This is a genomic window from Paenibacillus sp. OK076 (assembly GCF_900110055.1).
Lineage (GTDB): Bacteria > Bacillota > Bacilli > Paenibacillales > Paenibacillaceae > Paenibacillus.
This window is the reverse complement of record NZ_FOCH01000001.1, coordinates 607249-630139: the sequence shown is the minus strand read 5'-3', so window position 1 is coordinate 630139 and position 22891 is coordinate 607249. Positions and strand designations below refer to the sequence as shown.

The 22891-nt window shown below is 48.4% G+C and carries 26 protein-coding genes, 1 tRNA gene and 1 riboswitch; of the genes, 11 read left to right on the top strand and 16 right to left on the bottom strand.

Annotated features, from left to right (window positions below; all coding sequences use genetic code 11):
* Nucleotides 1-10: 10 nt before the first annotated feature.
* The 8 genes from BMY78_RS02720 to BMY78_RS02685 all read right to left on the bottom strand — a co-directional run bounded on the left by BMY78_RS02720 (nucleotide 11) and on the right by BMY78_RS02685 (nucleotide 6139).
* Nucleotides 11-1315 (bottom strand): TadA family conjugal transfer-associated ATPase, encoded by a 1305-nt coding sequence (locus BMY78_RS02720; protein WP_090894442.1) that lies wholly within the window; start codon nucleotides 1313-1315, stop codon nucleotides 11-13.
* A complete protein-coding gene (locus BMY78_RS02715; protein ID WP_090894440.1) occupies nucleotides 1312-2535 on the bottom strand; it encodes a nucleotide-binding protein in 1224 nt (407 codons plus the stop codon). The genes BMY78_RS02720 and BMY78_RS02715 overlap by 4 nt, the downstream gene beginning before the upstream one ends.
* 162 nt (nucleotides 2536-2697) lie before the next feature.
* Nucleotides 2698-3081, bottom strand: a complete 384-nt coding sequence (locus BMY78_RS02710) for a VOC family protein (RefSeq protein ID WP_090894437.1) — start codon at nucleotides 3079-3081, stop codon at nucleotides 2698-2700.
* A 277-nt stretch (nucleotides 3082-3358) separates the two neighbouring features.
* Nucleotides 3359-4222, bottom strand: a complete 864-nt coding sequence (locus tag BMY78_RS02705) for a DUF6612 family protein (RefSeq protein ID WP_090894435.1) — start codon at nucleotides 4220-4222, stop codon at nucleotides 3359-3361.
* Between the two features lie 99 nt (nucleotides 4223-4321).
* A complete protein-coding gene (locus tag BMY78_RS02700) occupies nucleotides 4322-4744 on the bottom strand; it encodes a thiol-disulfide oxidoreductase DCC family protein (protein WP_090894433.1) in 423 nt (140 codons plus the stop codon).
* Between the two features lie 147 nt (nucleotides 4745-4891).
* Complete coding sequence (locus BMY78_RS02695) at nucleotides 4892-5170, bottom strand: hypothetical protein (protein WP_024629327.1); 279 nt, start codon at nucleotides 5168-5170, stop codon at nucleotides 4892-4894.
* A gap of 98 nt (nucleotides 5171-5268) precedes the next feature.
* Complete coding sequence (locus BMY78_RS02690) at nucleotides 5269-5514, bottom strand: zinc ribbon domain-containing protein (RefSeq protein ID WP_024629326.1); 246 nt, start codon at nucleotides 5512-5514, stop codon at nucleotides 5269-5271.
* A gap of 205 nt (nucleotides 5515-5719) precedes the next feature.
* Nucleotides 5720-6139, bottom strand: a complete 420-nt coding sequence (locus BMY78_RS02685; protein WP_090894430.1) for an organic hydroperoxide resistance protein — start codon at nucleotides 6137-6139, stop codon at nucleotides 5720-5722.
* A gap of 446 nt (nucleotides 6140-6585) precedes the next feature.
* Here BMY78_RS02685 and BMY78_RS02680 point away from each other — a divergent pair, with 446 nt between their 5' ends.
* Nucleotides 6586-7881, top strand: coding sequence for an Nramp family divalent metal transporter (locus BMY78_RS02680; protein ID WP_090901933.1), 1296 nt, complete (start codon nucleotides 6586-6588; stop codon nucleotides 7879-7881).
* 147 nt (nucleotides 7882-8028) lie between these two features.
* Here BMY78_RS02680 and BMY78_RS02675 read toward each other — a convergent pair whose 3' ends face one another.
* Nucleotides 8029-8721, bottom strand: coding sequence for an HAD family hydrolase (locus tag BMY78_RS02675; RefSeq protein WP_177185634.1), 693 nt, complete (start codon nucleotides 8719-8721; stop codon nucleotides 8029-8031).
* Nucleotides 8722-8891: 170 nt separating this feature from the next.
* Nucleotides 8892-9290: an HAD family hydrolase gene (locus BMY78_RS02670; protein ID WP_228469185.1), complete on the bottom strand. Its 399-nt coding sequence runs from the start codon at nucleotides 9288-9290 to the stop codon at nucleotides 8892-8894.
* Between the two features lie 117 nt (nucleotides 9291-9407).
* Nucleotides 9408-9583, bottom strand: a riboswitch (cyclic di-AMP (ydaO/yuaA leader).
* A gap of 366 nt (nucleotides 9584-9949) precedes the next feature.
* Here BMY78_RS02670 and BMY78_RS02665 point away from each other — a divergent pair.
* Entirely contained in the window at nucleotides 9950-10426 is a 477-nt protein-coding gene (locus tag BMY78_RS02665) for a glutathione peroxidase (protein ID WP_090894425.1), read from the top strand.
* 146 nt (nucleotides 10427-10572) lie between these two features.
* Here BMY78_RS02665 and BMY78_RS02660 read toward each other — a convergent pair.
* Nucleotides 10573-10655, bottom strand: a tRNA-Leu gene (locus BMY78_RS02660).
* A 374-nt stretch (nucleotides 10656-11029) separates the two neighbouring features.
* On the opposite strand from BMY78_RS02660, the gene BMY78_RS02655 reads away from it, so the two are divergent.
* The 3 genes from BMY78_RS02655 to BMY78_RS02645 all read left to right on the top strand — a co-directional run bounded on the left by BMY78_RS02655 (nucleotide 11030) and on the right by BMY78_RS02645 (nucleotide 12933).
* Nucleotides 11030-11776, top strand: coding sequence for an urease accessory protein UreF (locus tag BMY78_RS02655; RefSeq protein WP_090894422.1), 747 nt, complete (start codon nucleotides 11030-11032; stop codon nucleotides 11774-11776).
* A gap of 272 nt (nucleotides 11777-12048) precedes the next feature.
* Nucleotides 12049-12252, top strand: a complete 204-nt coding sequence (locus tag BMY78_RS02650; protein ID WP_063564423.1) for a hypothetical protein — start codon at nucleotides 12049-12051, stop codon at nucleotides 12250-12252.
* 27 nt (nucleotides 12253-12279) lie between these two features.
* On the top strand, nucleotides 12280-12933 hold the full coding sequence (locus BMY78_RS02645; protein WP_090894419.1) for a nitrogen regulation protein NR(II): 654 nt from the start codon (nucleotides 12280-12282) through the stop codon (nucleotides 12931-12933).
* Between the two features lie 25 nt (nucleotides 12934-12958).
* On the opposite strand, the gene urtE is transcribed toward BMY78_RS02645, so the two are convergent.
* The 5 genes from urtE to urtA form a co-directional block, all read right to left on the bottom strand.
* A complete protein-coding gene (urtE, locus tag BMY78_RS02640; RefSeq protein ID WP_090894416.1) occupies nucleotides 12959-13654 on the bottom strand; it encodes an urea ABC transporter ATP-binding subunit UrtE in 696 nt (231 codons plus the stop codon).
* The gene (gene urtD / locus BMY78_RS02635) at nucleotides 13632-14441 is read right to left on the bottom strand and encodes an urea ABC transporter ATP-binding protein UrtD (protein WP_090894413.1); all 810 of its coding nucleotides are present in this window, start codon (nucleotides 14439-14441) and stop codon (nucleotides 13632-13634) included. The genes urtE and urtD overlap by 23 nt, the downstream gene beginning before the upstream one ends.
* Entirely contained in the window at nucleotides 14404-15498 is a 1095-nt protein-coding gene (urtC, locus tag BMY78_RS02630; RefSeq protein ID WP_090894410.1) for an urea ABC transporter permease subunit UrtC, read from the bottom strand. Before urtC ends, urtD begins: the two co-directional genes overlap by 38 nt.
* 18 nt (nucleotides 15499-15516) lie before the next feature.
* The gene (gene urtB / locus BMY78_RS02625; RefSeq protein WP_090894407.1) at nucleotides 15517-16422 is read right to left on the bottom strand and encodes an urea ABC transporter permease subunit UrtB; all 906 of its coding nucleotides are present in this window, start codon (nucleotides 16420-16422) and stop codon (nucleotides 15517-15519) included.
* A gap of 148 nt (nucleotides 16423-16570) precedes the next feature.
* Nucleotides 16571-17821, bottom strand: a complete 1251-nt coding sequence (urtA, locus tag BMY78_RS02620; RefSeq protein WP_090894404.1) for an urea ABC transporter substrate-binding protein — start codon at nucleotides 17819-17821, stop codon at nucleotides 16571-16573.
* Between the two features lie 260 nt (nucleotides 17822-18081).
* Between urtA and BMY78_RS02615 the strand changes: the two genes are divergently transcribed.
* From BMY78_RS02615 to BMY78_RS02590, 6 genes are read left to right on the top strand one after another with little or no spacing between them, the layout of a single operon-like run.
* A complete protein-coding gene (locus BMY78_RS02615) occupies nucleotides 18082-18384 on the top strand; it encodes an urease subunit gamma (protein ID WP_076291707.1) in 303 nt (100 codons plus the stop codon).
* An 18-nt stretch (nucleotides 18385-18402) separates the two neighbouring features.
* On the top strand, nucleotides 18403-18792 hold the full coding sequence (locus BMY78_RS02610) for an urease subunit beta (protein WP_090894402.1): 390 nt from the start codon (nucleotides 18403-18405) through the stop codon (nucleotides 18790-18792).
* Nucleotides 18789-20507: an urease subunit alpha gene (ureC, locus tag BMY78_RS02605; protein WP_090894400.1), complete on the top strand. Its 1719-nt coding sequence runs from the start codon at nucleotides 18789-18791 to the stop codon at nucleotides 20505-20507. The genes BMY78_RS02610 and ureC overlap by 4 nt, the downstream gene beginning before the upstream one ends.
* Before the next feature lie 15 nt (nucleotides 20508-20522).
* Nucleotides 20523-21221, top strand: a complete 699-nt coding sequence (locus tag BMY78_RS02600; RefSeq protein WP_090894398.1) for an urease accessory protein UreF — start codon at nucleotides 20523-20525, stop codon at nucleotides 21219-21221.
* A gap of 36 nt (nucleotides 21222-21257) precedes the next feature.
* Nucleotides 21258-21980, top strand: coding sequence for an urease accessory protein UreG (ureG, locus tag BMY78_RS02595; protein ID WP_090894396.1), 723 nt, complete (start codon nucleotides 21258-21260; stop codon nucleotides 21978-21980).
* Complete coding sequence (locus tag BMY78_RS02590) at nucleotides 21952-22857, top strand: urease accessory protein UreD (RefSeq protein WP_177185633.1); 906 nt, start codon at nucleotides 21952-21954, stop codon at nucleotides 22855-22857. Before ureG ends, BMY78_RS02590 begins: the two co-directional genes overlap by 29 nt.
* Nucleotides 22858-22891 lie beyond the last annotated feature (34 nt).

The window sequence follows — 22891 nt, the reverse complement described above, 5'->3', positions numbered from 1 at the left end:
ATAAAATCAACTAATTTACGTTGTTATCCGATTCATTCAACTTATCGCTATTGCGTTCTATGTACTCGTTCAACCATTCCCCTAGCCCAGCCATCTGAATTTTATCCACTTGTCTCAGCGTTCCAACTTGCACGAGTCCACCAATAATCTTGCCTTCTTTTTCTTCAATTTCCTGGAAACGAAACAGTGGATTAAGCAGTACTTCTCCGTCCTGCATGCCAATCACTTCGCTAATCTCGGTCACCCGACGTGAACGGTCGCGCAGCCGGGATAGATGTACAAAGATATCAATGGCCGAGCTGATCTGCTGCCGGACAACTGCAATGGGAAGATCCGCTCCGCTGAGCACCATGGTCTCTAATCTGCTGATCATATCGGAGATCGTGTTTGCGTGCCCTGTGGACAAGCTTCCATCATGCCCTGTGTTCATGGCCTGCAACATATCCAGCGCTTCTGCTCCCCGCACCTCACCAATGACAATTCGATTCGGACGCATCCGCAAGGATGACTTGATCAGGTCACGGATGGATATTTGCCCCTTGCCCTCGGTATTCGCATTGCGCGTCTCCAGTGATACCAGATTGGGTACTGTGACAATCTGTAATTCAGCAGAGTCCTCAATCGTGATGATCCGTTCATCCGCAGGAATAAACTGAGATAATGCATTTAGGAAAGTGGTTTTCCCCGACCCGGTTCCGCCGCCGATAAAAATATTGTATTTGCTGCGCACCAACTGCTGCAGCAGCTCTGCCGCTTCCTCATACAGGGCACCTTTACCAATCAGATCGGACATCTTCATCGGTTCACTCGGGAATTTCCGAATCGTCATAGTCGGACCCTTCAATGCAATCGGAGGCAGCACAATATTGACCCGAGAGCCGTCTTTCAACCGCGCATCCACGATTGGAGAAGACTCATTCACAATCCGGTTCACCCCGGATACAATCATCTGGATAATGTCTTCCAACCGTTCCCTTGACTCGAACTCCAGTGTGATCTGTCTGACTTCACCTTCCTGCTCAACGAAAATCTCCCGGTGGCTGTTGATCATAATCTCCGTAATTTCGGGATGATCCACCAATGGTTGCAGAATATCCAGCCCTCGAAAGGAGTCAAATAACCGTTGCACCAGCGTATGACGCTCTCCGGAGGTCAGATCATCCAGCTTGGGGTCAGAGAGCACTTTGCGCTCAATTCCCTGCCACAGTTCTTCGTCTCCCGCAGACGACGTTAAATCGAGGCCAGCCCTGACCTCGCGACGCATGATCTGAAACTGCTCTTCACGGTCCAGTATCATCCTGGATGAGTCCGTCATAGTGACCACCCATCCCCCTTCTGGATTCGTCCTGTCTGCTTCAGTTCTTCTTCCCCGTCCTGTACAATCATGGCGCATAGTCTCTTCACTTCGCGTTGAAAGATCGGTGAGCTGAGCATCACTTCCTCCTGGCTTAGCTGCTTCCAGGAAGGGATATACGGCAGCACAGCATCCAGATGCAGATCAGGTCTTGGCAAAGCATTGATGACGCTGTCCCGATACTTGTTGACAATGAAGCGGGCACGATCCAGTACACTTTCATGCAGATCCGGCCACGTACGCTCCATATGCTGAATCCATTGACCCCAGCGGTGCATGGAAGAGATGTCATCCTCAACCAGCCAGACGAAAGCATCGGCAGCATCGAAAATCCCCTCACTTCGTCCATCCCAACCTGAGTCCCCATCCAGAATGAGCACATCATATTGCCCGCTGTCGGCCAAATAACGGATCAGGCTCTTCGTATCTTCACGGGACATTTGCAGCAATTCCTTCCGATTCGATAACGGCCAGAATACATCCGACTTCAGCGCTTCGTGACGTAGCACATATCCGTCCACCCCTTTGGTGGAGGACTGTGCTTGTCCCTGTTTGCCTGATTCCTTCCTGCCCACCTTCAAATCATAAAGCAGACGTGACAGCCCCGTTTCTGCGTCAGGTATACGCTGCCCACTTCTAGACAGACCTTTCTCTAGAAACGGCATCGAGCTATCCAGTGTCTCCAGATTGAGATACAGAACAGCATATCCTGCAAGCCCCAGCTGCTTCGCCATATGCATCGCCACCGCAGTTTTGCCACTCCCTCCGGAAGCTGATACAACTCCAATAGAAAGTGTCTCCTGTCCTGGACGATGGGTTTTCTTCCGACGCGGTTGCCGACAAGCATTGAGAACAGCGTCCAGCAGTGTAGGCAATGGTTGATATTTCATCAGTCGTTTATCCTCATCCACTTCATCTAATCCTTCACTAAGCATCAGCCATGGAATACCCGAGGTTTCACCACCGTGACTCAGCCAGTGGTTCAGAAATTCCGGTTCCGCAATCACCAAATCCGGCACTTCCCTGCCTTCCTGCTCATTCATGTGATCCCTGAACGGTTCCCATTGTGAAAAGGCGGTAAATCGTATACTGGAGCCGGACAGGCTGCCTTGTACAAAATCAAGCCAGGCGCTGATATACTCTCTGTCTTTGGAAGCCAGCACTGCCTTAAGAACAATCAATTCTTCTCCCCTCCCTGCAAAAAAAGCACAAAAAAGCACCGTCCAATAACCGCAAAAAGTATGCAGTGTATGGACGGTGCTTCCGTCACGTGCTATGAATGTATGGATAATATAGCATACAATTTCTGGAGGAGCAAGGGATTTATTCAAACGTAAATCCGCTCAAGAATGATAGGGTGCATCAAATTCAATAATATTGCAGTCAGGATCAAGCACAAAAATCTGTGCAAACCCGGCAACACTATCTGGTCTTGCCTCATATTCAATTCCCTGCTGTTCCAGCCAGGCCAAAGTCTCCTTGTAACTCTTCACCCAGATCGCAAAATGTCCATCTGTTGTATCGATGCCAGCCTCACGAAGCGTATGTCCCTGCGGATGCTGTAATAGATGAAGCTGTTGACTACCAATGGCATACCATGTGCCCGTAGAGTTGAACGGCGGACGTTTAATCTCCTGCATGCGTAGCAAACCGGAATAAAATTTCTTCGCAACCTCCAGATCACGTACAGCCAGACTCACATGGTGTATATGTGCAAATTCTATCATTTCTTTGACCTCCTGCCTGAAATAGCCTTCCTTCAACTTCCCATCAACTCTAAATTCAATCGCTTACACGACTATACTATAACACCTTGGACTATAACCACAACGCATACAAAAAAGAAAAACACCCCTGATTGAATCCAGCGAACCTGTCGGTTCACACAAATTCATTCAGAAGTGCTTACTCCAGATTATCTACCTCATACATCCATTATCATGGTAGATTTAACCAGGTTAATTTCTCATTAGAGAGAATCACACCCGCTTATCCTTACGCTTCTTATTTAGCACTATCCAATGCTTCTTGCGGGATCTTGATCTCTTTCACGCCATTATGGTTAGAGAACGTGCTGGTCATCTTCATGTCCATCGAGATTTTCTGTCCTTCCTGCTCCATATCCATCACCATGTTGACATCCGTACTTGCAGGCAGATAGGTTTCTTTGTTGATCATATATTTCATTGTCATGCTGGTAATATTCATTTGATCAAGCATCGCTTGAGTTTGGGCATCCGATCCGTTTTGCTCCATGACCGCTTTGGCCAGCTCCTTCACGTTATCACCGGATACGTCAGCGTTAATGACGTAATTGTCGCCTTCTTCCGTAATTTTGGTGTCTTCGGCAATCTTTTTGAATTGCTCCAGCTCACCTTCCGGATTCATGCTTGCCTGCATCTGCTCAATCAGTGGTTTCGTTTGCTCGTCAGGAATTTTGACCCACTGGTCCCCCACCTGCGAATAAATCTTATCCGAAGTGATGTACTGCTTCACGTTCTGCGCTTCCTGTCCGGACATTTCCATCTTCATCTCCTGGTAGATCATCATCGGATCTTTGATGATATCCATCTTCAGTGATGTTTTCACCTGTTGATCCTGGGACTGCTCGCCGTTCACCAGCTTCAAATTTTGATCAATATTGGCTTCCGTAGTGAAGCTTTTCATGTCTTTAGTCGCTGCATTCGTTTTCTCAATTAATTCGTCCAATGTAGGGATCTTTGTCGCCTGCTCCGCAGTTGTATTCTCCTCATTCGACGTTTCGTTGCCAGCTGGCGGCGTTGCTGTACTGTTATCTGCATCGTTACTGCAAGCGGTCATGCTTACTGCTAATAATGCCCCAATCATTAATGTAGTCCACTTCTTCAAGTTATTTGCCTCCCAAAATAGAATTGATCCGTACTCATTACCCAATTATTTCCGTTATTAATCAATCGTTACCGATACAATATGTCACGCTTCTTCCTTTTAAAGGAATCGATCCTTAATATCAGGTGTAGGCAGCATACACACTTCATCTTGACCGAACCAGCGATATCGGTTGCGAGCTACCATGTTATATATGGCATTCCGAATAAATTTCGGTACAATAATCAACACGTACAATAATGGATAAGGAAATTTCAATCCTTTGGCCAGACGCAGCGCAGCGGTTGAACGTGTATAATATTTTCCATCCTCAATGAGTACAAACGTATCCATGCTGTCCGTGGACAGATTGCCCTTCTCCAGCAATTGTTTTGCTACATCCGATTGAAGTGATGCAAAATGATATTTCCCCTCCGGGTCACGCTTGATGATCCACTTCGTTAATCCTTGGCAGAAATGACAGACTCCGTCCACAAGCACAATCGGGTGTCCCTCATGCTGATCCGTTTGATTTGCTGTCATAATCATGGCCTCCTCATAATTGCGCTATTAGTGTAACTTACCCGTTTTGAGTCATCCCGGTCGCTTTTTTTTACATTTGATTTAAGTGTAGCGGAAAATAGAAAAAGAGCGCAGGCTCAATGCCCACGCTCGTATCTGTCTTGGCAATTACTCAGCAATTGCCTTTTCCATCCATTGGTCATCAATCATCTGTTGATGCAGGTCACCAGCCCACTGGTCCATGCATTTGCAAATGAAATCTTTGCGACATACCGGACAAGGCGTTTTCTGTAGACGGCTGATATTGGTCAGCTTCCATTCCGGGGAATGGGAGTAGAATACACGGCATTGTGTGCCGTCTACCAATTTCATTTTAAATTCATACAATCCATCTTCCTTGTTGCCACTAGCTAATTCTAAATTTGCAATACGCGGTCTATAAGACATGGATATCACCTGTTAATTCAAATTTGGTTCATGCATTGACACTTCTCAGTACTAAGTCATATTAAAGAAATTTTAGTTCGATGTCAACTCACGCACATTTATCCCCCAAATAGAATATCAAGAATGGTACCCACCTGACCCTGCTTTTTCCCTTTCAGCACATCCGGATCGAATACTTCAACATATCCACAGGAAGAACAGGCGACGAAGAGATAATGATTGTGCTGAATATCAAACATTTTGCTAAGTCCCGCTCCTGACATGGATACTTCCTTAATGTTGCAATCCGTACCCCTGCATTTGGTGCATACAAATCGCCGTTCTATCATCTCTTCAATACTCATGGTCGTTCCCCCTTATTCGAATGTATGACTTCAAGCAAGAGTAGATTATGTAAAATAGTACGCTGTTCAACATGCAATCTCCTGCATCGCAACTGTATTATACAATACAAAACCCTGCCGAAGGCCAGCAGGGTCTTGTACTCGAGCATCAGGCATCCAAGGATACCCTGCTCTATATGTTCCCTTTACTCCTGCGAGTCAGGTCTTAAACTACATTAAGTACCACATCAATATTGCCGCGAGTTGCCTTGGAATAAGGACAGAAATCATGTGCCTTACGAGCAAGATCTTCTGCTTGACTGTGATCGACGCCAGGCATGCTCACATCCAAACGTACAGACAGTTGGAAACCATCATCTGCCGGATCTTTGCCGATGGATACATTACTGGTTACCACCACATTCTCCAACTTCACGCCCGCTTTGCGTGCCACATTGGCAAGAGCACTTTCATAACATGCACCATATCCCGCTGCAAAGAGCTGCTCAGGATTGGTTCCTTCACCACCTGCGCCTCCAAGTTCTTTTGGCATTTTCAGATCATGCTTGAGCACTCCATCCGAAGAAGCCACCGAACCTGTACGTCCACCTTTAACTGTTGCTGTTGCTGTATATAAAGCTTCCATTAAGAATCTCTCCTTTACCTTTAAGTTTTTTTGCTGCCTACAATTCAATTTAAACTTCTGGCTCATTTTGAAACGGTTGTTAATCCTTATTCAGCTTTTACAACTTTTTTATTTTCATGCATTTGGGATGAACACAGGTAATTTATCTAGGGTTGGGTAATATACTAAGGCACATTTACTCCTGCTAAATTTTGTCCCTCTACACAAAAGTTGCACTAGACAAAAATAATTGAAGGAGTACAATGTAAGTATCAACATAAACGTTTAGACATATGTGGAGTCGTTTAATTACGCTTTTAAGATTTTGGTTTCAATGTTCAAATGTAATCAAAGGAATGACACCGTTCCTCTTCATATAGAATATCAATACTTCAAAGTCGGGTGATTATATTATGAGTAAAAAAAATCCGTTCAACACTCCTTCAAATGAGCCATTAGCTGCGGGTATGGCCCCATCTCTCGGGGAAGCCCACAGCTCCATGAAGGTGCCTCAGAACGCTGCTTGGTGGAAAAAGTTCCTTGCTTTTGTTGGACCAGGTTATCTGGTTGCCGTTGGATATATGGACCCAGGGAACTGGGCAACGGATATTGCCGGTGGCTCACAGTTCGGTTATACATTATTGTCCGTTATTCTGATATCAAATCTAATGGCTGTGGTATTGCAGTCTCTTGCTGGCAAGCTCGGGATTGTCACAGGACGGGATTTAGCGCAAGCCTGCCGCGAACGATTCAGCATGCCTGTAGTCATGATGTTATGGATTTTGTGTGAGCTTGCGATTGCAGCCACCGACCTTGCCGAGGTTATTGGTTCAGCCATCGCTCTCAAGCTGCTGTTCAACATACCCATGCTATACGGTGTCATTATTACCGCTGTCGATGTACTGGTCATTCTTTTGCTGCAAAATAAAGGCTTCCGCGCATTGGAATCGCTCGTTATTGTGCTGATGGCTACCATCGCCCTCTGCTTCGGGATTGACCTGTTTCTCGCTAAACCGGATATGGGCGGCGTCATGCATGGTTTTGTACCCAGTGCCGAGATTTTGCAAAATCCAGCCATGCTCTATATCGCCATCGGAATTATTGGCGCAACCGTGATGCCCCATAATCTGTATCTGCATTCTTCTATTGTGCAGACCCGTCAGATTGAAAAGACACCTCAGGGTAAAAAAGAAGCGATTCGTTATACCACTATGGATTCAACCATCGCTTTAACGCTGGCCCTGTTTATCAATGCAGCCATCCTGATTCTGTCAGCTTCCGTGTTCCATAGTGTAGGCATGACTCAGGTCGCGGAAATTACAGATGCTTACCATCTGTTGACACCACTTCTGGGTACCACCATTGCAAGTATTCTGTTCGGTGTAGCCCTGCTGGCTTCAGGCCAGAACTCAACACTCACCGGCACGTTGTCCGGACAGATTGTAATGGAAGGCTTCCTGAACATTCGTATTCCGGCGTGGCTTCGTCGACTGGTAACACGTCTGATTGCAATCATCCCGGCCGTCATCGTAACAGCCATTGCCGGAGAGCACGGAACAGAGGAACTGCTGATTCTGAGCCAGGTTGTGCTGTCACTGCAGCTGCCCTTTGCCGTCATTCCACTGGTGATGTTTACGAGCGACAAAAAAAGCATGGGGGCTTTTGCCAACAAGCTGTGGCTCAAAATTACCTCCTGGATCATTGCTGGAGTTATCGTTGTCCTGAATGTGTATCTAATTATCCAGACTATTATGTTATTCTAGGTTACATGGAACTACGCCGTATTTTGTCTAACTCAAAAAGGCTGATCAACTCAAGAAACGTATCCCTTGAGACGATCAGCCTTTCCTTTTATATGTTTAAGCAGCAGCCTAATCCATACTAATCGGATCTTAAAAGCCGCACTTCATTTAGTTGTCCGAATTCGGAGTTACCATCAACAATGGAAGAAGCTCCTCCAGTGATTTAATCGTCCAGTCTGGACGTTCTGCATCCGCAAGCTCCGGCTGGAACCTGCCATAACCCTGCAAAATCCGGATCGTGTGCATGCCCAGCTTCTTAGCTGGAATAATATCATTATCGATCCTGTCGCCGATCATGACCGCTTCCTCGGGTTTACATCCCGCCTGTTTCAACGCTACAGCATACAATTCAGGATCAGGCTTGGACACTCCTTCTTCAGCCGAACAGGCCAGCACATCCACATACTTGCGCAAGCCGTAGCTATTCAGTCGATTTTCCGTCCCCGGGCTCTGATTGGCAATGATACCAATCTTATAGTGCTGCGACAACGTCTGAAGAACAGCGTCGGCTGACGGGAAGGGTCGCTCAAGCTCTTTGCGGAACTTCAGCTTCTCCTGTATCTGTTCCCGGTGCCCCTCATCGCTGATCAGAGTACGAATAGCCAATTTCATCGGCCATTGCTCGTAATTTCGGTAGGAGGCCGCAAATATGTCTCGCACCGTCTGCATCTCCACCTGATAACCAAGCGCACAAGCTTCACGAACGAACTGACCGATAATATCATCTACCGGCTCCCATTCGTCCACGAGCGTATCCCCCACATCAAAGAACAACCATTGTATTCCACGTACATCCGGCACGCCTATTCCTCCTCGTTAGCCACAGGAAATTATCCCTATTTCCCAAACCATAAAAAAGAAGACCCACCATCATGCATGAGTCTCCTCAAGAATCCGTTTTATTCATGATTTCAATTATAACAGGCAGCTGACACTGGATCAATCACAGGAATAGTACGAGCCACTAGCCATTAGCCATTAAGCAGAAATCCAACTTCCCCGTTCAAGGAATATACAATACGGTCTGCTCCCATTCCCCGATAGATCCCTTTGGGATGACTTTGTTCGGTAATCACACACAGGGACTTGGATGTCCAGGATCGGCAGATCTGCAAATATCGACAGGTTAGGTTTAGGCTATTTTCAAAAATAAAAACATTGCCGACACTGCCTTGCGGCAAAAACCATTTCTGAGCTGCAGCCGTGTTCATGCGAATGACATGCTCTACACCGATTCTCCGGAGCCTGCGCTCTTCCCCTGCACTGTTAGTCAGAACGGCAAACGGCATTTTTTTGTACATCAGCAATTTGATAAATTTACGTCCTGCTTCATTTGGAGCAGTCACTAAGATCATCTCTTTATCCATCATTCGTTCCTCCCTTGGCGTGAAAAGACAACAAAAAAGAAGCGTGGGGGACCAAGGCCTCCCGGACGCTTCTTCAATAATCCATAGCAAAAAGACACTATGAACCAGCGTACGGCTTGTTGCCTCTCCCTTTAACGCTTACGAGGTTAGCTGACGGATTCGGGCGCGAGAGTCGCCCTATTTCCGGCTGTCACCGGAAAATTCACCCCATGGATGCCCACTGTCCTGGACAGTTCATCCTGTTGGTTCCCCCGTTTCCCACCCATGAATGAATGGAAACTCAGCGATTAAAACATCGTTCTTATATCATCATAATCAGAGCGATATTATCGTTTGTTTCGTTTTTCATGTAAAATTTAATTTAAATTGGAATTACGATATGAATCATACACCCGTGCCATATTGGTGTAAAGTCTGCGCAGATCACCGAATCGACGGATTTTTGCCATTTCACATCAATAATAGCGCTTACAACACATCCATTCTCTACCCATCTCTTCAAAGCTCTCTAATTCTCTCTCTAGCGAAAATAAGGTAGCAAATCAGTCACAGATCATACACGACAGCTTGAAATGGAGTTAAAAAAGCAATATAAATTTTGCAATATTTAATTGCAATCAATATAATAGAGGATATAAGAAAATGAGATGGAGGCGATTTTCATGTCAGTCTACGACTACAAAGTAAACACCCTTCGCGGTCAGGAAGTTGAAATGTCCAACTATCGTGACAAAGTACTGCTTATCGTAAATACAGCAAGCCAATGCGGCCTTACACCTCAATTCAAAGGTCTGCAAGAACTTCAGGACAAGTTTAAAGACTCCCCATTTGAAGTTCTTGGTTTTCCAAGCAACCAGTTTGCACAGGAAAAGGGCTCCTCTGACGATATTGCTGAGTTCTGCCAGATGAACTATGGTGTCAGCTTCCCGATGTTTGAGAAAATTGATGTGAATGGTTCAAGCGCTCACCCTCTATTCCAGCATCTTACCAAAGAAGCACCGGGCGTACTCGGCTCCAAAGCCATCAAATGGAACTTCACCAAGTTCCTTGTGGATCAGAACGGTCGTGTTGTGAAGCGGTATGCTCCCAAAACAACACCTGATAAAATTGAAGCAGACATCAAAGCATTGCTTAAATAACAAGTAAAGGCCATCCCACCCCGGCAGACAGCATGAGCATGCATTCAGGGGAATCGGATGACCTTTTTTTTCGGACCCGGTTACTGTAAAAAACACAAAAAAAGAAGCTCCCCATACGGGAAGCTTCTTCTTAATCGTTCTTATGATGCGGTCGAGAGGACTCGAACCTCCACGGGTATATACCCACTACCCCCTCAAGATAGCGTGTCTGCCATTCCACCACGACCGCATGTCGTAAATAATCGGCAACAGAATTGATTATACCCGGTTCATGTTTAAAAGTAAAGCATTTTTATTAATATTATTTTAACTGCGCTTTTCCTCCCATAAATCGTATAATCTCGTCATTTTCTCCTACGAAGTGCATATGATTAAATTTGATCTCGTTTGTATATCCGATTAGGCTGATCACTCTACTTTCTTTATGACCACTCTTCATATTCTCTCAGTAGAACATAACTTATAAAGTTATATAAAATAACATTAAATAGATTTTATACTTAAATAACCAAGAAACTATTGACAAAAAGCGGATATTTATGTGAATATATATATCATATAATTCGGATTTACAAACATAAAACGAACCAAAAAGGAGTATAAATGTTATTTAACATAACATTTAACGAACGTAGGAGGCGAAAGATTGTGAACCGTGGGAATAAGCTGCTCGATTACGTCAAACTGCTTGATTCCTCTATCCAGGTCGGAGGCTTCACCCATTCCTTCGGAATGGATGCCCATATCGCGGAAGGTACCATTCGTAGTGCTGAAGATCTCGAATCATTCATGCGCTGCCAATTGCATCCCAGCATCGTGCGTCTGGAAGGCATGGCGATTAAAGGCATATACACCGCCGCAGATCACAATGACGCGTGGCGTACAGCCCTCATCGACAAGCTCGTCCATGTCCAGCGCACCCCAGTCAATCTTAGAGAACATGCGACCACAATGGGCAAACGACTGATTAAGCTAGCTCGTGCACTCCACCCCTGGATTGATTTTAGCCACCTCGAACACACCCTGGCTAAGTATGAATCCGTCGGCTGCCTCTCCACTGTTCACGCCTGGATTAACCACCACCTCGAAATCCCTGTCGAGGAGGCGGTCCTTGGTTATCTGCATTCAGCCATGAGTGCCTGCATAACCGAAGCCTCCAAAGTAATTCCTCTTCATACCGATACAATCCAGGACCTGCTGGTTCGCCTGGCCGCAGACCTGGAACATGAATGGCATACCGTCAGCGCCTCCGCTGCCGATGGACTGGTACAACCAACCTCAATGTCCATGAAAACGTTGTTCCCAAGCTTTCACATGCTTGGAGCAGGGCTTCACGCCTACCGAGCCTAATCTACCCCCTCCCCTTCATACCCGCGTCCTCACGCAGTAAAATATATAAAAAACACGCCGCAACCTCATTGCTGGCGTGTTTTCTATGTCAATTATTTTGTCTATTTAACGTATTTACGCCATTTTTCATATTAAAATACACTTATTTCCGTCTTTTTTAATTGTTAGATGACGCAAATACGTATATAATAAAACATACAGCTCGCATATCTATATACTTTACACCAAGAATAACCAGCTGAACACTACATTCCAACGAGGGGTGAACCCTTTTGAACAAAAAGAAACCTGTGACTCCTTTCGGATGGGCCATCAAACGACGACTAACCGAACTCCAGGTCGACCAAAAGACATTTTGCGAACAGTATGGCATTCCGCCATACCGTCTGTCCAATCTCATTCACGGCACGCGTAAAGCAACCCGGTTCAGGAACCAGGTCGCTGACATTTTGGAAATTCCAGATGATTTAAGATAAGATTTCTGCCAAGGAGGAGCTCATTTCATGAGATACTTAATATCCGATCTGGAGAGATTATCGTTCCAGTCCATGCAGCACCAGCTTATCATCGTCGACCACAACTGGATTATTCGAAGCTGCAACACCGCTTGGCAACACGGACTCGGGCAACTTCTTCCCAACCCAAGCGTAGCAGGCCCCTCAAGAACAGCACCTGAACCACCTCATTACCTTCACCTTGTAGAGGGGTGGACATTCCGCGAGGAGAAAGCAAAGAATGCGAAAATTGTTCAGGAGTTAAAACGTATCACTGCACCTTTTAAAGACAGTTATACATACGACATCTCCGTTCGGACTATCAACAACGAACAGCGGTGGTTCCGCCTGGAACTCACCCCATTGATTCAGGCCGACCCATCCCTGCTGTCTGATCTCGCATTGATTGCACACACGGATGTGACCGAACAGAAACAGACAGAACGCCAATTGAAGAAGGCCCTGTCTGAAGTGCGTACTTTGCGCGGACTACTTCCCATCTGCGCTGTCTGCAAACAAATTAAGGATGAACAGGACAGCTGGAACTCTGTTGAGAGTTATTTGGAGAAGCACACTCATGCCGAATTTACCCATGATATCTGCCCGGATTGCATCCGAAGACTATATCCCAAATACTCCAACATTCTGGACAAACGTTCCTGAACTCACCCTACACCAAGAACCCAAGCTACACAGACAGGTGGTGCTCAAACTGCGACATATCCAGCTCTCGCGGTGTTCCTTGCAGTGCAATTGCCCCTTTGTCCATTACATAGATATAATCTGCAGCACCGCGTACAAAATCAATGCTTTGTTCCACCAGCAAAATGGAGATTTCACCCTTTGCCTTAATTTGCAAAATGACCTGCCGGATATCCTCTACGATGGAAGGCTGGATGCCTTCTGTCGGCTCATCCAGAAGCAATAATCCGGGCCGGGAAGCCAGTGCGCGGGCAAATGCCAACTGCTGCTGCTGTCCGCCACTCAGATCACCACCCTGCCGTCCATACATCGTGGCAAGCACCGGAAACATCGCCAGCACATCCTCCGGGAACGTCTTCCCCCCTGTGCCACTGGTCTCCAGACCCAGCAGCAGATTTTCCTTTACTGTAAGCTGCGGGAAGATCTCCCGCCCCTGCGGCACATATCCAATCCCCGACCTGGCCCGCTTGGCCGGATCGTGGGTGGATAATTCCTGACCTTTCCACTGAATACTTCCCTTGCGCGTTTTAAGAAGCCCCATCAACGTCTTCATCAAGGTGGTTTTCCCTACACCATTACGACCCATCAGGCACACCACCTGACCCGGCTCGACATCCAGACTCACACCGCGCAGCACATTACTCTCCCCGTAGCCGGACTCAATTCGTTGCAGCGACAGCATGGTCATCCCTCCTTTTGCCCAGATACACTTCAGCGACTCTCGGATCTTCCTGCACTTCCGCCATCGTACCTTCCTTTAGAAGTTTACCTTCATGCATCACCGTCACTTTGGCTGCATACTCGCGAACGAATTCCATATCATGCTCCACTACCACAACAGACCTTTCTCGCGCAATCTCCTGCAGTAGTCGGCCCGTCTTATGTGTTTCTTCATCTGTCATCCCTGCTGCCGGCTCATCCAGCAGCAATACACGGGGCTCCTGCAGCAGCAGCATGCCAATCTCAAGCCACTGCTTTTCCCCATGTGATAGCGCCCCTGCACGTGCATCCACACGGTCCTGCAGACCAATCTGGAGCGTAATCCGCTCCATGGCCGTACTTATTTTTGAATACCGCTGAATACCCAGAGCCTGTAAAGGAGAACGACGAGTCTCCGCAGCCAGCGTCAGGTTCTCCTGCACGGTCAGACCAGCAAAGATCGATGGAGCCTGGAACTTGCGCCCTACTCCTTTTCGCACAATCTGGTGCTCCTTCAGACGTGTCAGATCTGCACCATCCGCCATCTTCACTGTACCGGACAAGGGCTTGGTTTTGCCGCAAATCACATCCAGCATCGTTGTTTTCCCCGCCCCATTGGGGCCGATCAGAAAATGCAGATCATGCTCATGCAGCTTCAGATTCATGCCTTTGACCGCAACAAAACCGCCAAATGCCACCGTAATTTCCTCAGCGACCAGAACTACCGGAACGTCAGTAGACTTTTGGTTTTTCCTGACTGACTGGAACATGCACAACCTCTCCTCTCCGTTTCAGCAAGCGCACCACATGACGGTATACACCAACAAGCCCATTCGGCATGAACAAGACCACTGTTACAAAGAGCCCTCCAATGACAAACAACCAACCTTCCGGGTAAGCTTCACTGATGCCCGTTTTGGCTGCATTCAGCACCACAGCCCCGATTACCGCACCAATCAGCGTTCCACGACCGCCCAAGGCAACCCATAACACCATTTCAATCGAAGGCACAATCCCCATCATGGAAGGCGAGATGATCCCTACCTGGAGCACAAATAACATACCAGCGATTCCCGCCAACGCTCCGGAAAGGGCGAAGGCCAGTGTTTTGAACCCTGCCGGGTCATAGCCAAGAAAGCGAACCCGATTCTCCCCATCCCGCGCAGCTTCAAGCACCTGACCAAACCTGCTGTTCACAACCCGGCGACAAAGCAGATAGGCGAGCACCAGAATAGCAAGCGTTATATAGTAGAGAGCAATCGTTGTCCCTGCCGAATGAAGGGTAAAACCAAAGATTGCGTTATATCCGGTTATACCGTTGGTCCCTCCCGTCCATTCCTGTTTGCCTACAAATAACGTTACGGTAATGAGGACTAACGCTTGGGTCAGGATGGTAAAATATACACCGGTGATCCGGTTACGGAACGTGAACCATCCCAGGGCAAAGGCCAGCAATGCCGGAAGAGCAATGCCCAGCAATAGCGCCACCGGAAATGACCTGAACGGCTCCCAGAACCACGGCAGACCGCTAAGACCACTCCATCCCATAAAGTCAGGTAGTGTTGAACCACTCGCCTGCAGCTTCAGATACATCGCCATGGCGTACCCGCCAAGTCCGAAGAATACGCCATGCCCCAGACTAAGCACTCCCCCATATCCCCAGATCAAGTCAAGACCGATCGCCAGAATGGCCAGGGCCAGGAATTTCGCTAACAGACTAAGCCGGAATTCCGTGGAAATGAGTGGAGCCAGACACATCATAATCAGGACAACCGCCCAGATGATCTTCATTTTCAGACTACCCGTCTTGAGAAGTGCCGACATCATATAACCCCCTTCTTTGCATTAATCCAGACTCCGGGTCCGTATGGCAACGAGCCCGCGCGGCTTCCATTGCAGAAAAGCTACAATACAGACAAATACCAGCACCTTGCCGATCGAGGCCGAGGTATACGTTTCAAATAATGTATTGAACATGCCAATTCCAAGCGCACCACACACAGTTCCCACCAGTTTCCCCACACCGCCCAGCACAACCACCATGAACGCATCCACGATATAATACGTGCCCAGTGAGGGACCAATCGGGCCAATCAGTGTCAACGCACATCCGGCGATGCCGGCAATGCCCGAACCGATGGCAAAGGTCATGCCATCCACTCGTCTGGTGGAAATCCCGAGACAGCCCGCCATGCTTCGATTCTGCATCACGGCCCTCATCCGTCTCCCGGAAGAAATCCGATAGATATACAAATACATACATAGCAGCACAACCGCGACCAGCGCGATAATGAAAAGACGTTTATACGGAAACACAATGCCGTCCGCGATGGTCAGACCTCCGTTAAGCCAAGCCGGACTGGACACCCCTACATTGGGCGCCCCAAATATCGTTCGGGCCAATTGTTGCAGCATCATGCCTACGCCCCATGTAGCAAGCAGACTGTCGAGCGGTCTCCCATACAGATGCCTGATCAGCACCACTTCCAGCAGCCAGCCTATAAGAGCGGCCACACCAAAGGCGATAGGCAGAGCCACAATAAAATAGACATCGAACCACGCTTGCGGAGCATACGAAATGAACAGGTTTTGCGTCACATACGTAGCGTAAGCGCCGATCATGATCAATTCACCATGCGCCATGTTAATGACATTCATCAATCCAAATGTAACCGCGAGTCCCAACGCAATCAGCAGCAGGATGGAACTGATGCTTAACCCATTGAACATTTGCAGGACAAACATATCCATCGCCTTTCCCTCCTCATGCTGTGAACATCTGAAATTTTATACAAGACATCATTTACGTTTCGCATCAACGCTTTACCGTAATGTTGTAAGAGGGTGTGTTGTCGCACCCTCGTCTGTTATTCAACAGTTGTGACGTGAGATGCCCATGCTATTTGGTACTAAGGGAAGCGCCCCACTCGTACGTTTTCAGATACGGATCAGGTTTGACGGGTGCGCCGGAGTTCCACAATTCCTTGAACTGTCCATCTTCCTGCACTTCACCAATTCGCACCGTTTTGTAGATATGCTGATTCTCTCCATCCACCGTCACTTTCCCTTCCGGCGCATCGAATTCCAGACCTTTAGCGGCCTCCTTTACCTTTTCAACATCGGTCGATCCGGCTTTTTCAACGGCTGCTTTCCACAGATAAACGGCTACATATCCCGCTTCAATCGGATCGGCCGTCACCCGGTCAGCTCCATATTTTTCTTTATATTTCTCTACAAATGTTTTATTTTCAGGTGTATCTGTCGTTTGATAATAGTTCCAGGAAGCCAAATGTCCTTTCAGTACATCCGCCCCAATCCCCCGAATTTCTTCCTCCGCCACACTCACTGACAGAGTCGTCAACTGTTCGGAAGAGATCCCGGCATCCTTTAATTGTTTGAAAAAGGCGACATTGCTGTCTCCATTCAGCGTGTTGTATACAATATCCGGCTTGGCAGCCTTGATTTTGCTGATAATCGTACTGTAATCCGTGTGCCCCAGCGGTGTATATTCTTCCCCCACCACTTCGCCACCCTCAGCTGCAAGCTGAGCTTTAATGACCTGATTGGCGGTTTTCGGGAAAACATAATCCGAGCCCAGCAGGTAGAACTTCTTGCCCCTGTTCTCCAGCAACCAGGTTACGGACGGTACGATCTGCTGATTTGTCGTGGCTCCTGTATAAAAAATGTTGGGTGATGATTCCAACCCTTCGTATTGCACCGGGTAAAACAACAGACCCTTGTTCTGCTCAAATACCGGAAGCATCGCCTTCCTACTCGCAGAGGTCCATCCGCCGAATACAGCGGCCACTTTATCCTGCTGCAGCAATTTCCCTGCTTTCTCTGCAAATGTAGGCCAGTCGGAAGCGCCGTCCTCAACCACAGGCTCAATCTGTTTACCCAGCACCCCGCCTGCTGCATTGATCTCTTCAATGGCAAGCATCTCCGCATCCTTAACCGACACTTCACTGATTGCCATCGTTCCACTTAGGGAGTGAAGAACACCTACTTTAATGGTGTCTCCGGATGAAGCTGGCTCTACCGTCCCACCGGAACCCGTCGCCTCAGGCGGCGTACCACCCTCCACACATCCTGTCAACGCAATGACTGCACCAAGCAAAACACTCCATAACTTGACCGACCTCTTCTTCAATAGCCTACACTCCCTTTTTTTAGTCTATTGACGAACATTAAGGACATATATGCCCGAAATGTTCGTTGATCCAAATTATGGAGTCTTACACTCACGGTGTCAATAATGCTTACACAATTTTATTTTATGCATACTCGTTTCATGCATGCTGCTAATATAATCGGAACCATATTGACAAAGGGTTCACCCTGTGTGAGTATATTTAACATATAACATGATCCATGACGACATAGACTATCTAAGGGAAAGGTCGGATTACCTTGCACTGGACTGAGCAGGAAAAAGAAAAACTCCTGATTACCGTGGCTGCTAACCTCGCCCGCGAACGCAGAGGACGCGGACTTAAGCTGAATGTTCCCGAAGCTATCGCCTTGTTAACCTCCGAGCTCATGGAACGCGCACGCGATGGCATGAGTGTTGCAGAGTTGATGCGATACGGCGGCACGATCCTGACACGCGAAGACTGCATGGAAGGTGTACCCGATATGATTCCTGAGGTACAGGTGGAAGCCACTTTTCCTGACGGAACAAAACTGGTCACTGTCCATGAACCTATACGCTGAGAAAGGCAGGAGAACTCCATGATCCCTGGTGAATATCGCTTAAAACAGGATGATGAGATCGTCTGTCATCCCGATCGCTCAACCGTACGTCTGATTGTACTGAACCGTGGCGACCGCCCGGTTCAGGTCGGTTCTCACGTTCACTTCTATGAAGTCAATGCTGCGCTGGACTTTGATCGCCCTTCTGCTTTTGGGCACCGCCTGCATATTCCGGCAGGCACCGCTGTTCGTTTTGAACCTGGTGAAGAAAAACCGGTCGAACTGACCACATTTGGCGGCAAACGTCAGATTTATGGATTTAACGGATTAACTGAAGGTTCAGCAGATCAGCCACCTGATCCACAGAAACTGGATACATTTCTGAAGGCTTTTGCACCCCCTGTGCAGGACGGAGGGGAACCTCTATGAAACGAATGAGCCGAGAACAATATGCATCCATGTTCGGACCCACAACCGGGGATGCCGTCAGACTGGCGGATACGGAACTGTGGGCTGAGATTGAGCATGATTATGCTGTCTATGGAGATGAAAGCAAATTCGGCGGTGGTAAGGTTATTCGTGACGGGATGGGTCAGTCCACATCAGCCCTTCGCAGTGACGGTACACCCGATACCGTCATCACCAACGCCGTCATCATCGATCATTGGGGGATTGTAAAAGCGGACATTGGCATTCGTGATGGTCTCATCTGCGCAATCGGCAAATCCGGTAACCCGGATACGATGGACGGAGTTGATCCCGCGTTGGTTATTGGCGCTTCGACCGAAATCATTGCCGGGGAAGGCATGATTGTAACCGCAGGAGGCATTGATACCCATATTCATTTCATCTGCCCACAGCAGATTCAGACTGCGTTATCCTCCGGGGTCACGACCATGATCGGCGGTGGTACAGGGCCGGCAACAGGCACCAAAGCCACCACCTGTACACCTGGAGCCTGGCATATCCACCGGATGTTGGAGGCCGCAGAAGCATTTCCCATGAATATCGGTTATCTCGGCAAAGGCAACAGCTCCAGCACCGCTCCATTAATTGAACAGATTGAAGCCGGGGTCATTGGACTGAAGCTGCATGAAGATTGGGGCACAACGCCAAGTGCGATCGATGCTTGTCTGACCGCAGCCGGAGAACATGATGTTCAGGTAGCCATTCATACCGATACGCTGAACGAGACCGGGTTTCTGGAAAATACATTGGCGGCCATTAACGGACGCACGATTCATACCTATCATACGGAAGGTGCTGGCGGCGGACACGCGCCGGATATTATCCGCGCTGCCGGAGAGTCTTACGTCATCCCCTCTTCAACCAACCCAACACGTCCTTACACACGCAATACCGTAGAAGAACATCTTGATATGCTGATGGTTTGTCACCATCTGGACCCATCGATCCCTGAAGACGTCGCCTTTGCTGATTCGCGTATTCGTCCCGAAACGATCGCGGCCGAAGACATTTTGCATGATCTTGGTGTATTCAGCATCATCAGTTCCGATTCACAGGCGATGGGCCGGGTTGGCGAAGTCATTATTCGCACCTGGCAAACCGCCGACAAGATGAAAAAGCAGCGCGGCAAGCTTGAACTGACCCCAGGCTCACCGTCCGATAACGATCGGATCAAAAGGTATGTCGCCAAATATACGATCAATCCGGCTATCGCTCACGGCATAGGCCATCTCGTCGGTTCTGTCGAGGTTGGCAAGCTCGCAGACCTGATCGTCTGGAACCCGACCTATTTCGGTGTAAAGCCCGAGATGGTCATCAAGGGAGGTATGATCACCTTCGCTCAGATGGGTGACCCCAACGCATCGATCCCTACGCCGCAGCCCGTCTTCGGCAGACCGATGTTCGGTGCTTACGGCGGCGCACTCGCCAAAGGGTCGATCACCTTTGTCTCCCAAGCCGCAGCAAATGCGGGAATCAAGGAGGCATTAGGCTTGAACAAGCGCGTGGAACCCGTCAAAGGCTGCCGTTCCGTGAGCAAAAAAGACATGATTCACAATGACGTAACACCCATCATTGAAGTCGATCCCGAAACCTATGAGGTACGGGCGGATGGCGAGCTTCTCACCTGTGAGCCTGCGGACGAATTACCGATGGCACAACGCTATTTCATGTTTTGACAAAGGGGGCCACGCATGATGATGCACAGCGGCACGAAATTGCTCCGTTATGTTCAACTGCTGGATTCAGCCCTGCCCATTGGCGGGTTCTCCCACTCGTTCGGTCTGGAGGCATACACTCATGATGGCAGGATACGGACCACCGCCCAACTCGAACAATTCATTCGCGGCCAGCTTCATTCCAGCCTCGTGCGGCTCGATGGTCTCGCCATCAAAGGTGTTTACCAGGCCATTGAGCAACAGGATGCCGCCCTTCTAGCCCTTTACGACAAACGTGTACACGCCCAGCGAACCCCCAGGGAACTGCGGGAAAGTGGACACAAGATGGGGAAGCGATTACTCAAACTTGCGAGATCACTTTACCCATGGATGGACTTTTCTCTAATCGATGAAGCTGTACAGGAACACGGTGCTTTTTGCGGCATTACAACGATTCACGGCTACATCAATGATCAGCTGGAAATTGGACTGGATGAAGCCGTCACCGGACATTTGTATACTTCAGTTAACGCTTATGTAAACAGCGCTCTGCGTCTTCTACCTATCGGGCAAACCGAAGCACAGATGCTTATTCAAAAACTTTTGCATGATATTGAATCTGCATGGTCTTTAATTCGGGACGACAACCCGGAAGATATGCACAGCTTCGGTATTGCCCAGGAAATCTATGCTATGCGGCATGAGAGTCTGCCAGCCCGTCTGTTCATGTCCTAACTACTACAATAATTCAAAACCAAGGAGGAATTTGTTATGTGTGGAGGAGCTAATCATACGCATCATGCGGAGTGGGAACGTAAGGTATTTGATCGGAGTCGCCCGATGCGAATCGGAATCGGTGGGCCGGTAGGTTCAGGAAAAACAGCCCTAGTGGAGAAGCTGTCCAAGGCACTGCGTACACGCTACAGCCTGGCCGTTATTACTAATGATATTTATACGAAGGAAGATGCCGAGATTTTGCTGCGTCAGAATGCGCTCGCACCGGAACGTATTATTGGTGTTGAAACAGGGGGATGCCCGCATACCGCTATTCGTGAGGATGCCTCCATGAATTTCGAAGCCGTTGATGAGTTGATTGAACGCTTCCCGGACCTGCAGCTGATCTTTATCGAAAGTGGCGGCGACAATCTCTCTGCTGCATTCAGCCCGGAACTGGCAGACGTATTCATTTACATTATTGATGTGGCTCAAGGTGAAAAACTGCCTCGTAAAGGCGGTCCGGGTATTACACGTTCAGACCTGCTCCTGATTAACAAGACTGATCTTGCTCCTTATGTAGGCGCAAGTCTGCAAGTCATGAAGGATGATACTGAACGGGTGCGCGAAGGACGGCCTTATGTGATGTCGAACCTGATGAGCGGTGAAGGGGTATCCGAAATCGTCCATTGGCTTGAACATCAATATATGGATGACGATGCTTCCGCTGCGCATCTGCATACACACACCCATGACCACGGAACGACTCACAGCCACTAATTCATCTTCCTCTTTACATGGAGCTGAACACGGACTGAACCGCAGTACCGGAGAGGCCGTGATACGCCGCAGCGAGCTTCGGGCCACTTTCGCCCTCCAAGGCGGGCGCACCGTCATGACCGATCGGTATTACAGCGCCCCTCTCCGGTTCAGTCGATCCTTTCGACCTCCGGGTGGTGGAGATGAATTATGTGTATACACTTCAGACGTCTCTCCAGGCGTGCTGAACGGTGATCATTATCGATCCGAATGGCAATTGGGCCAGAACACTCACTTAATGTTAAGCAGCACATCAGCCACAAGGCTTCATCCCACACCTACTGTTCCGTCATCTGTGAACCATCACTTTCGACTGGACCAAGGAGCAGTGCTGGAGTACTTCCCTGAATGTGTTATTCCGTTTAAAGGCAGCTCATCCTCACTGACCACAACCTTTGAGCTGGGTGAACAAGCAGTACTTGCATATGCCGATATCTGGTCGGCTGGACGGATTCATCGGGGAGAAGTCTTTCAGTTCAAGCGATATCGCAGTCTGACAGAAATCTGGCAAGGGAAGCAGTTGGCTGTGTGGGATCGATTCGGACTCGAACCAGCATCGGGCGATCCGAAATCATCCGCAGCGTTGTTAGATTACACCCACACTGCGGCTTTATGGATGATTGCCCCTGGATTGGGCGCAGCACAGTTGGAGTCCGTACGGTCCATCTTGCCCCCAGATGGTCGCATGCTCGCCGGGGCCAGCTTGCTCGCTACAGGCGGGATTGGTGTTCGTTTGCTCGGAAAGGCTGCCTGGGAACTTCAGGAGCAATGTCTTCAGATCTGGAACACCCTTCGCTCCGATCTTTTGGGGAAACCCAACCTTATATTCCGCAAGTGAAGACTATACGTCTATCGGAATGGCTTTCGAAATC

Excerpts from the sequence above, each read along its gene's own strand:
- BMY78_RS02685 (WP_090894430.1), bottom strand. The coding sequence starts at position 6,139 with ATGGAAGCTTTATATACAGCAACAGCAACAGTTAAAGGTGGACGTACA.
- urtE (WP_090894416.1), bottom strand. The coding sequence starts at position 13,654 with ATGCTGTCGCTGCAACGAATTGAGTCCGGCTACGGGGAGAGTAATGTG.
- urtD (WP_090894413.1), bottom strand. The coding sequence starts at position 14,441 with ATGTTCCAGTCAGTCAGGAAAAACCAAAAGTCTACTGACGTTCCGGTA.
- BMY78_RS02655 (WP_090894422.1), top strand. The coding sequence starts at position 11,030 with ATGTTATTTAACATAACATTTAACGAACGTAGGAGGCGAAAGATTGTG.
- BMY78_RS02665 (WP_090894425.1), top strand. The coding sequence starts at position 9,950 with ATGTCAGTCTACGACTACAAAGTAAACACCCTTCGCGGTCAGGAAGTT.
- BMY78_RS02670 (WP_228469185.1), bottom strand. The coding sequence starts at position 9,290 with ATGATGGATAAAGAGATGATCTTAGTGACTGCTCCAAATGAAGCAGGA.
- BMY78_RS02720 (WP_090894442.1), bottom strand. The coding sequence starts at position 1,315 with ATGACGGACTCATCCAGGATGATACTGGACCGTGAAGAGCAGTTTCAG.
- BMY78_RS02700 (WP_090894433.1), bottom strand. The coding sequence starts at position 4,744 with ATGACAGCAAATCAAACGGATCAGCATGAGGGACACCCGATTGTGCTT.
- urtB (WP_090894407.1), bottom strand. The coding sequence starts at position 16,422 with ATGGATATGTTTGTCCTGCAAATGTTCAATGGGTTAAGCATCAGTTCC.
- BMY78_RS02680 (WP_090901933.1), top strand. The coding sequence starts at position 6,586 with ATGGCCCCATCTCTCGGGGAAGCCCACAGCTCCATGAAGGTGCCTCAG.
- ureC (WP_090894400.1), top strand. The coding sequence starts at position 18,789 with ATGAAACGAATGAGCCGAGAACAATATGCATCCATGTTCGGACCCACA.
- BMY78_RS02600 (WP_090894398.1), top strand. The coding sequence starts at position 20,523 with ATGATGATGCACAGCGGCACGAAATTGCTCCGTTATGTTCAACTGCTG.
- BMY78_RS02645 (WP_090894419.1), top strand. The coding sequence starts at position 12,280 with ATGAGATACTTAATATCCGATCTGGAGAGATTATCGTTCCAGTCCATG.
- ureG (WP_090894396.1), top strand. The coding sequence starts at position 21,258 with ATGTGTGGAGGAGCTAATCATACGCATCATGCGGAGTGGGAACGTAAG.
- BMY78_RS02695 (WP_024629327.1), bottom strand. The coding sequence starts at position 5,170 with ATGTCTTATAGACCGCGTATTGCAAATTTAGAATTAGCTAGTGGCAAC.
- urtC (WP_090894410.1), bottom strand. The coding sequence starts at position 15,498 with ATGATGTCGGCACTTCTCAAGACGGGTAGTCTGAAAATGAAGATCATC.
- BMY78_RS02710 (WP_090894437.1), bottom strand. The coding sequence starts at position 3,081 with ATGATAGAATTTGCACATATACACCATGTGAGTCTGGCTGTACGTGAT.
- BMY78_RS02610 (WP_090894402.1), top strand. The coding sequence starts at position 18,403 with ATGATCCCTGGTGAATATCGCTTAAAACAGGATGATGAGATCGTCTGT.
- BMY78_RS02690 (WP_024629326.1), bottom strand. The coding sequence starts at position 5,514 with ATGAGTATTGAAGAGATGATAGAACGGCGATTTGTATGCACCAAATGC.
- BMY78_RS02590 (WP_177185633.1), top strand. The coding sequence starts at position 21,952 with ATGACCACGGAACGACTCACAGCCACTAATTCATCTTCCTCTTTACAT.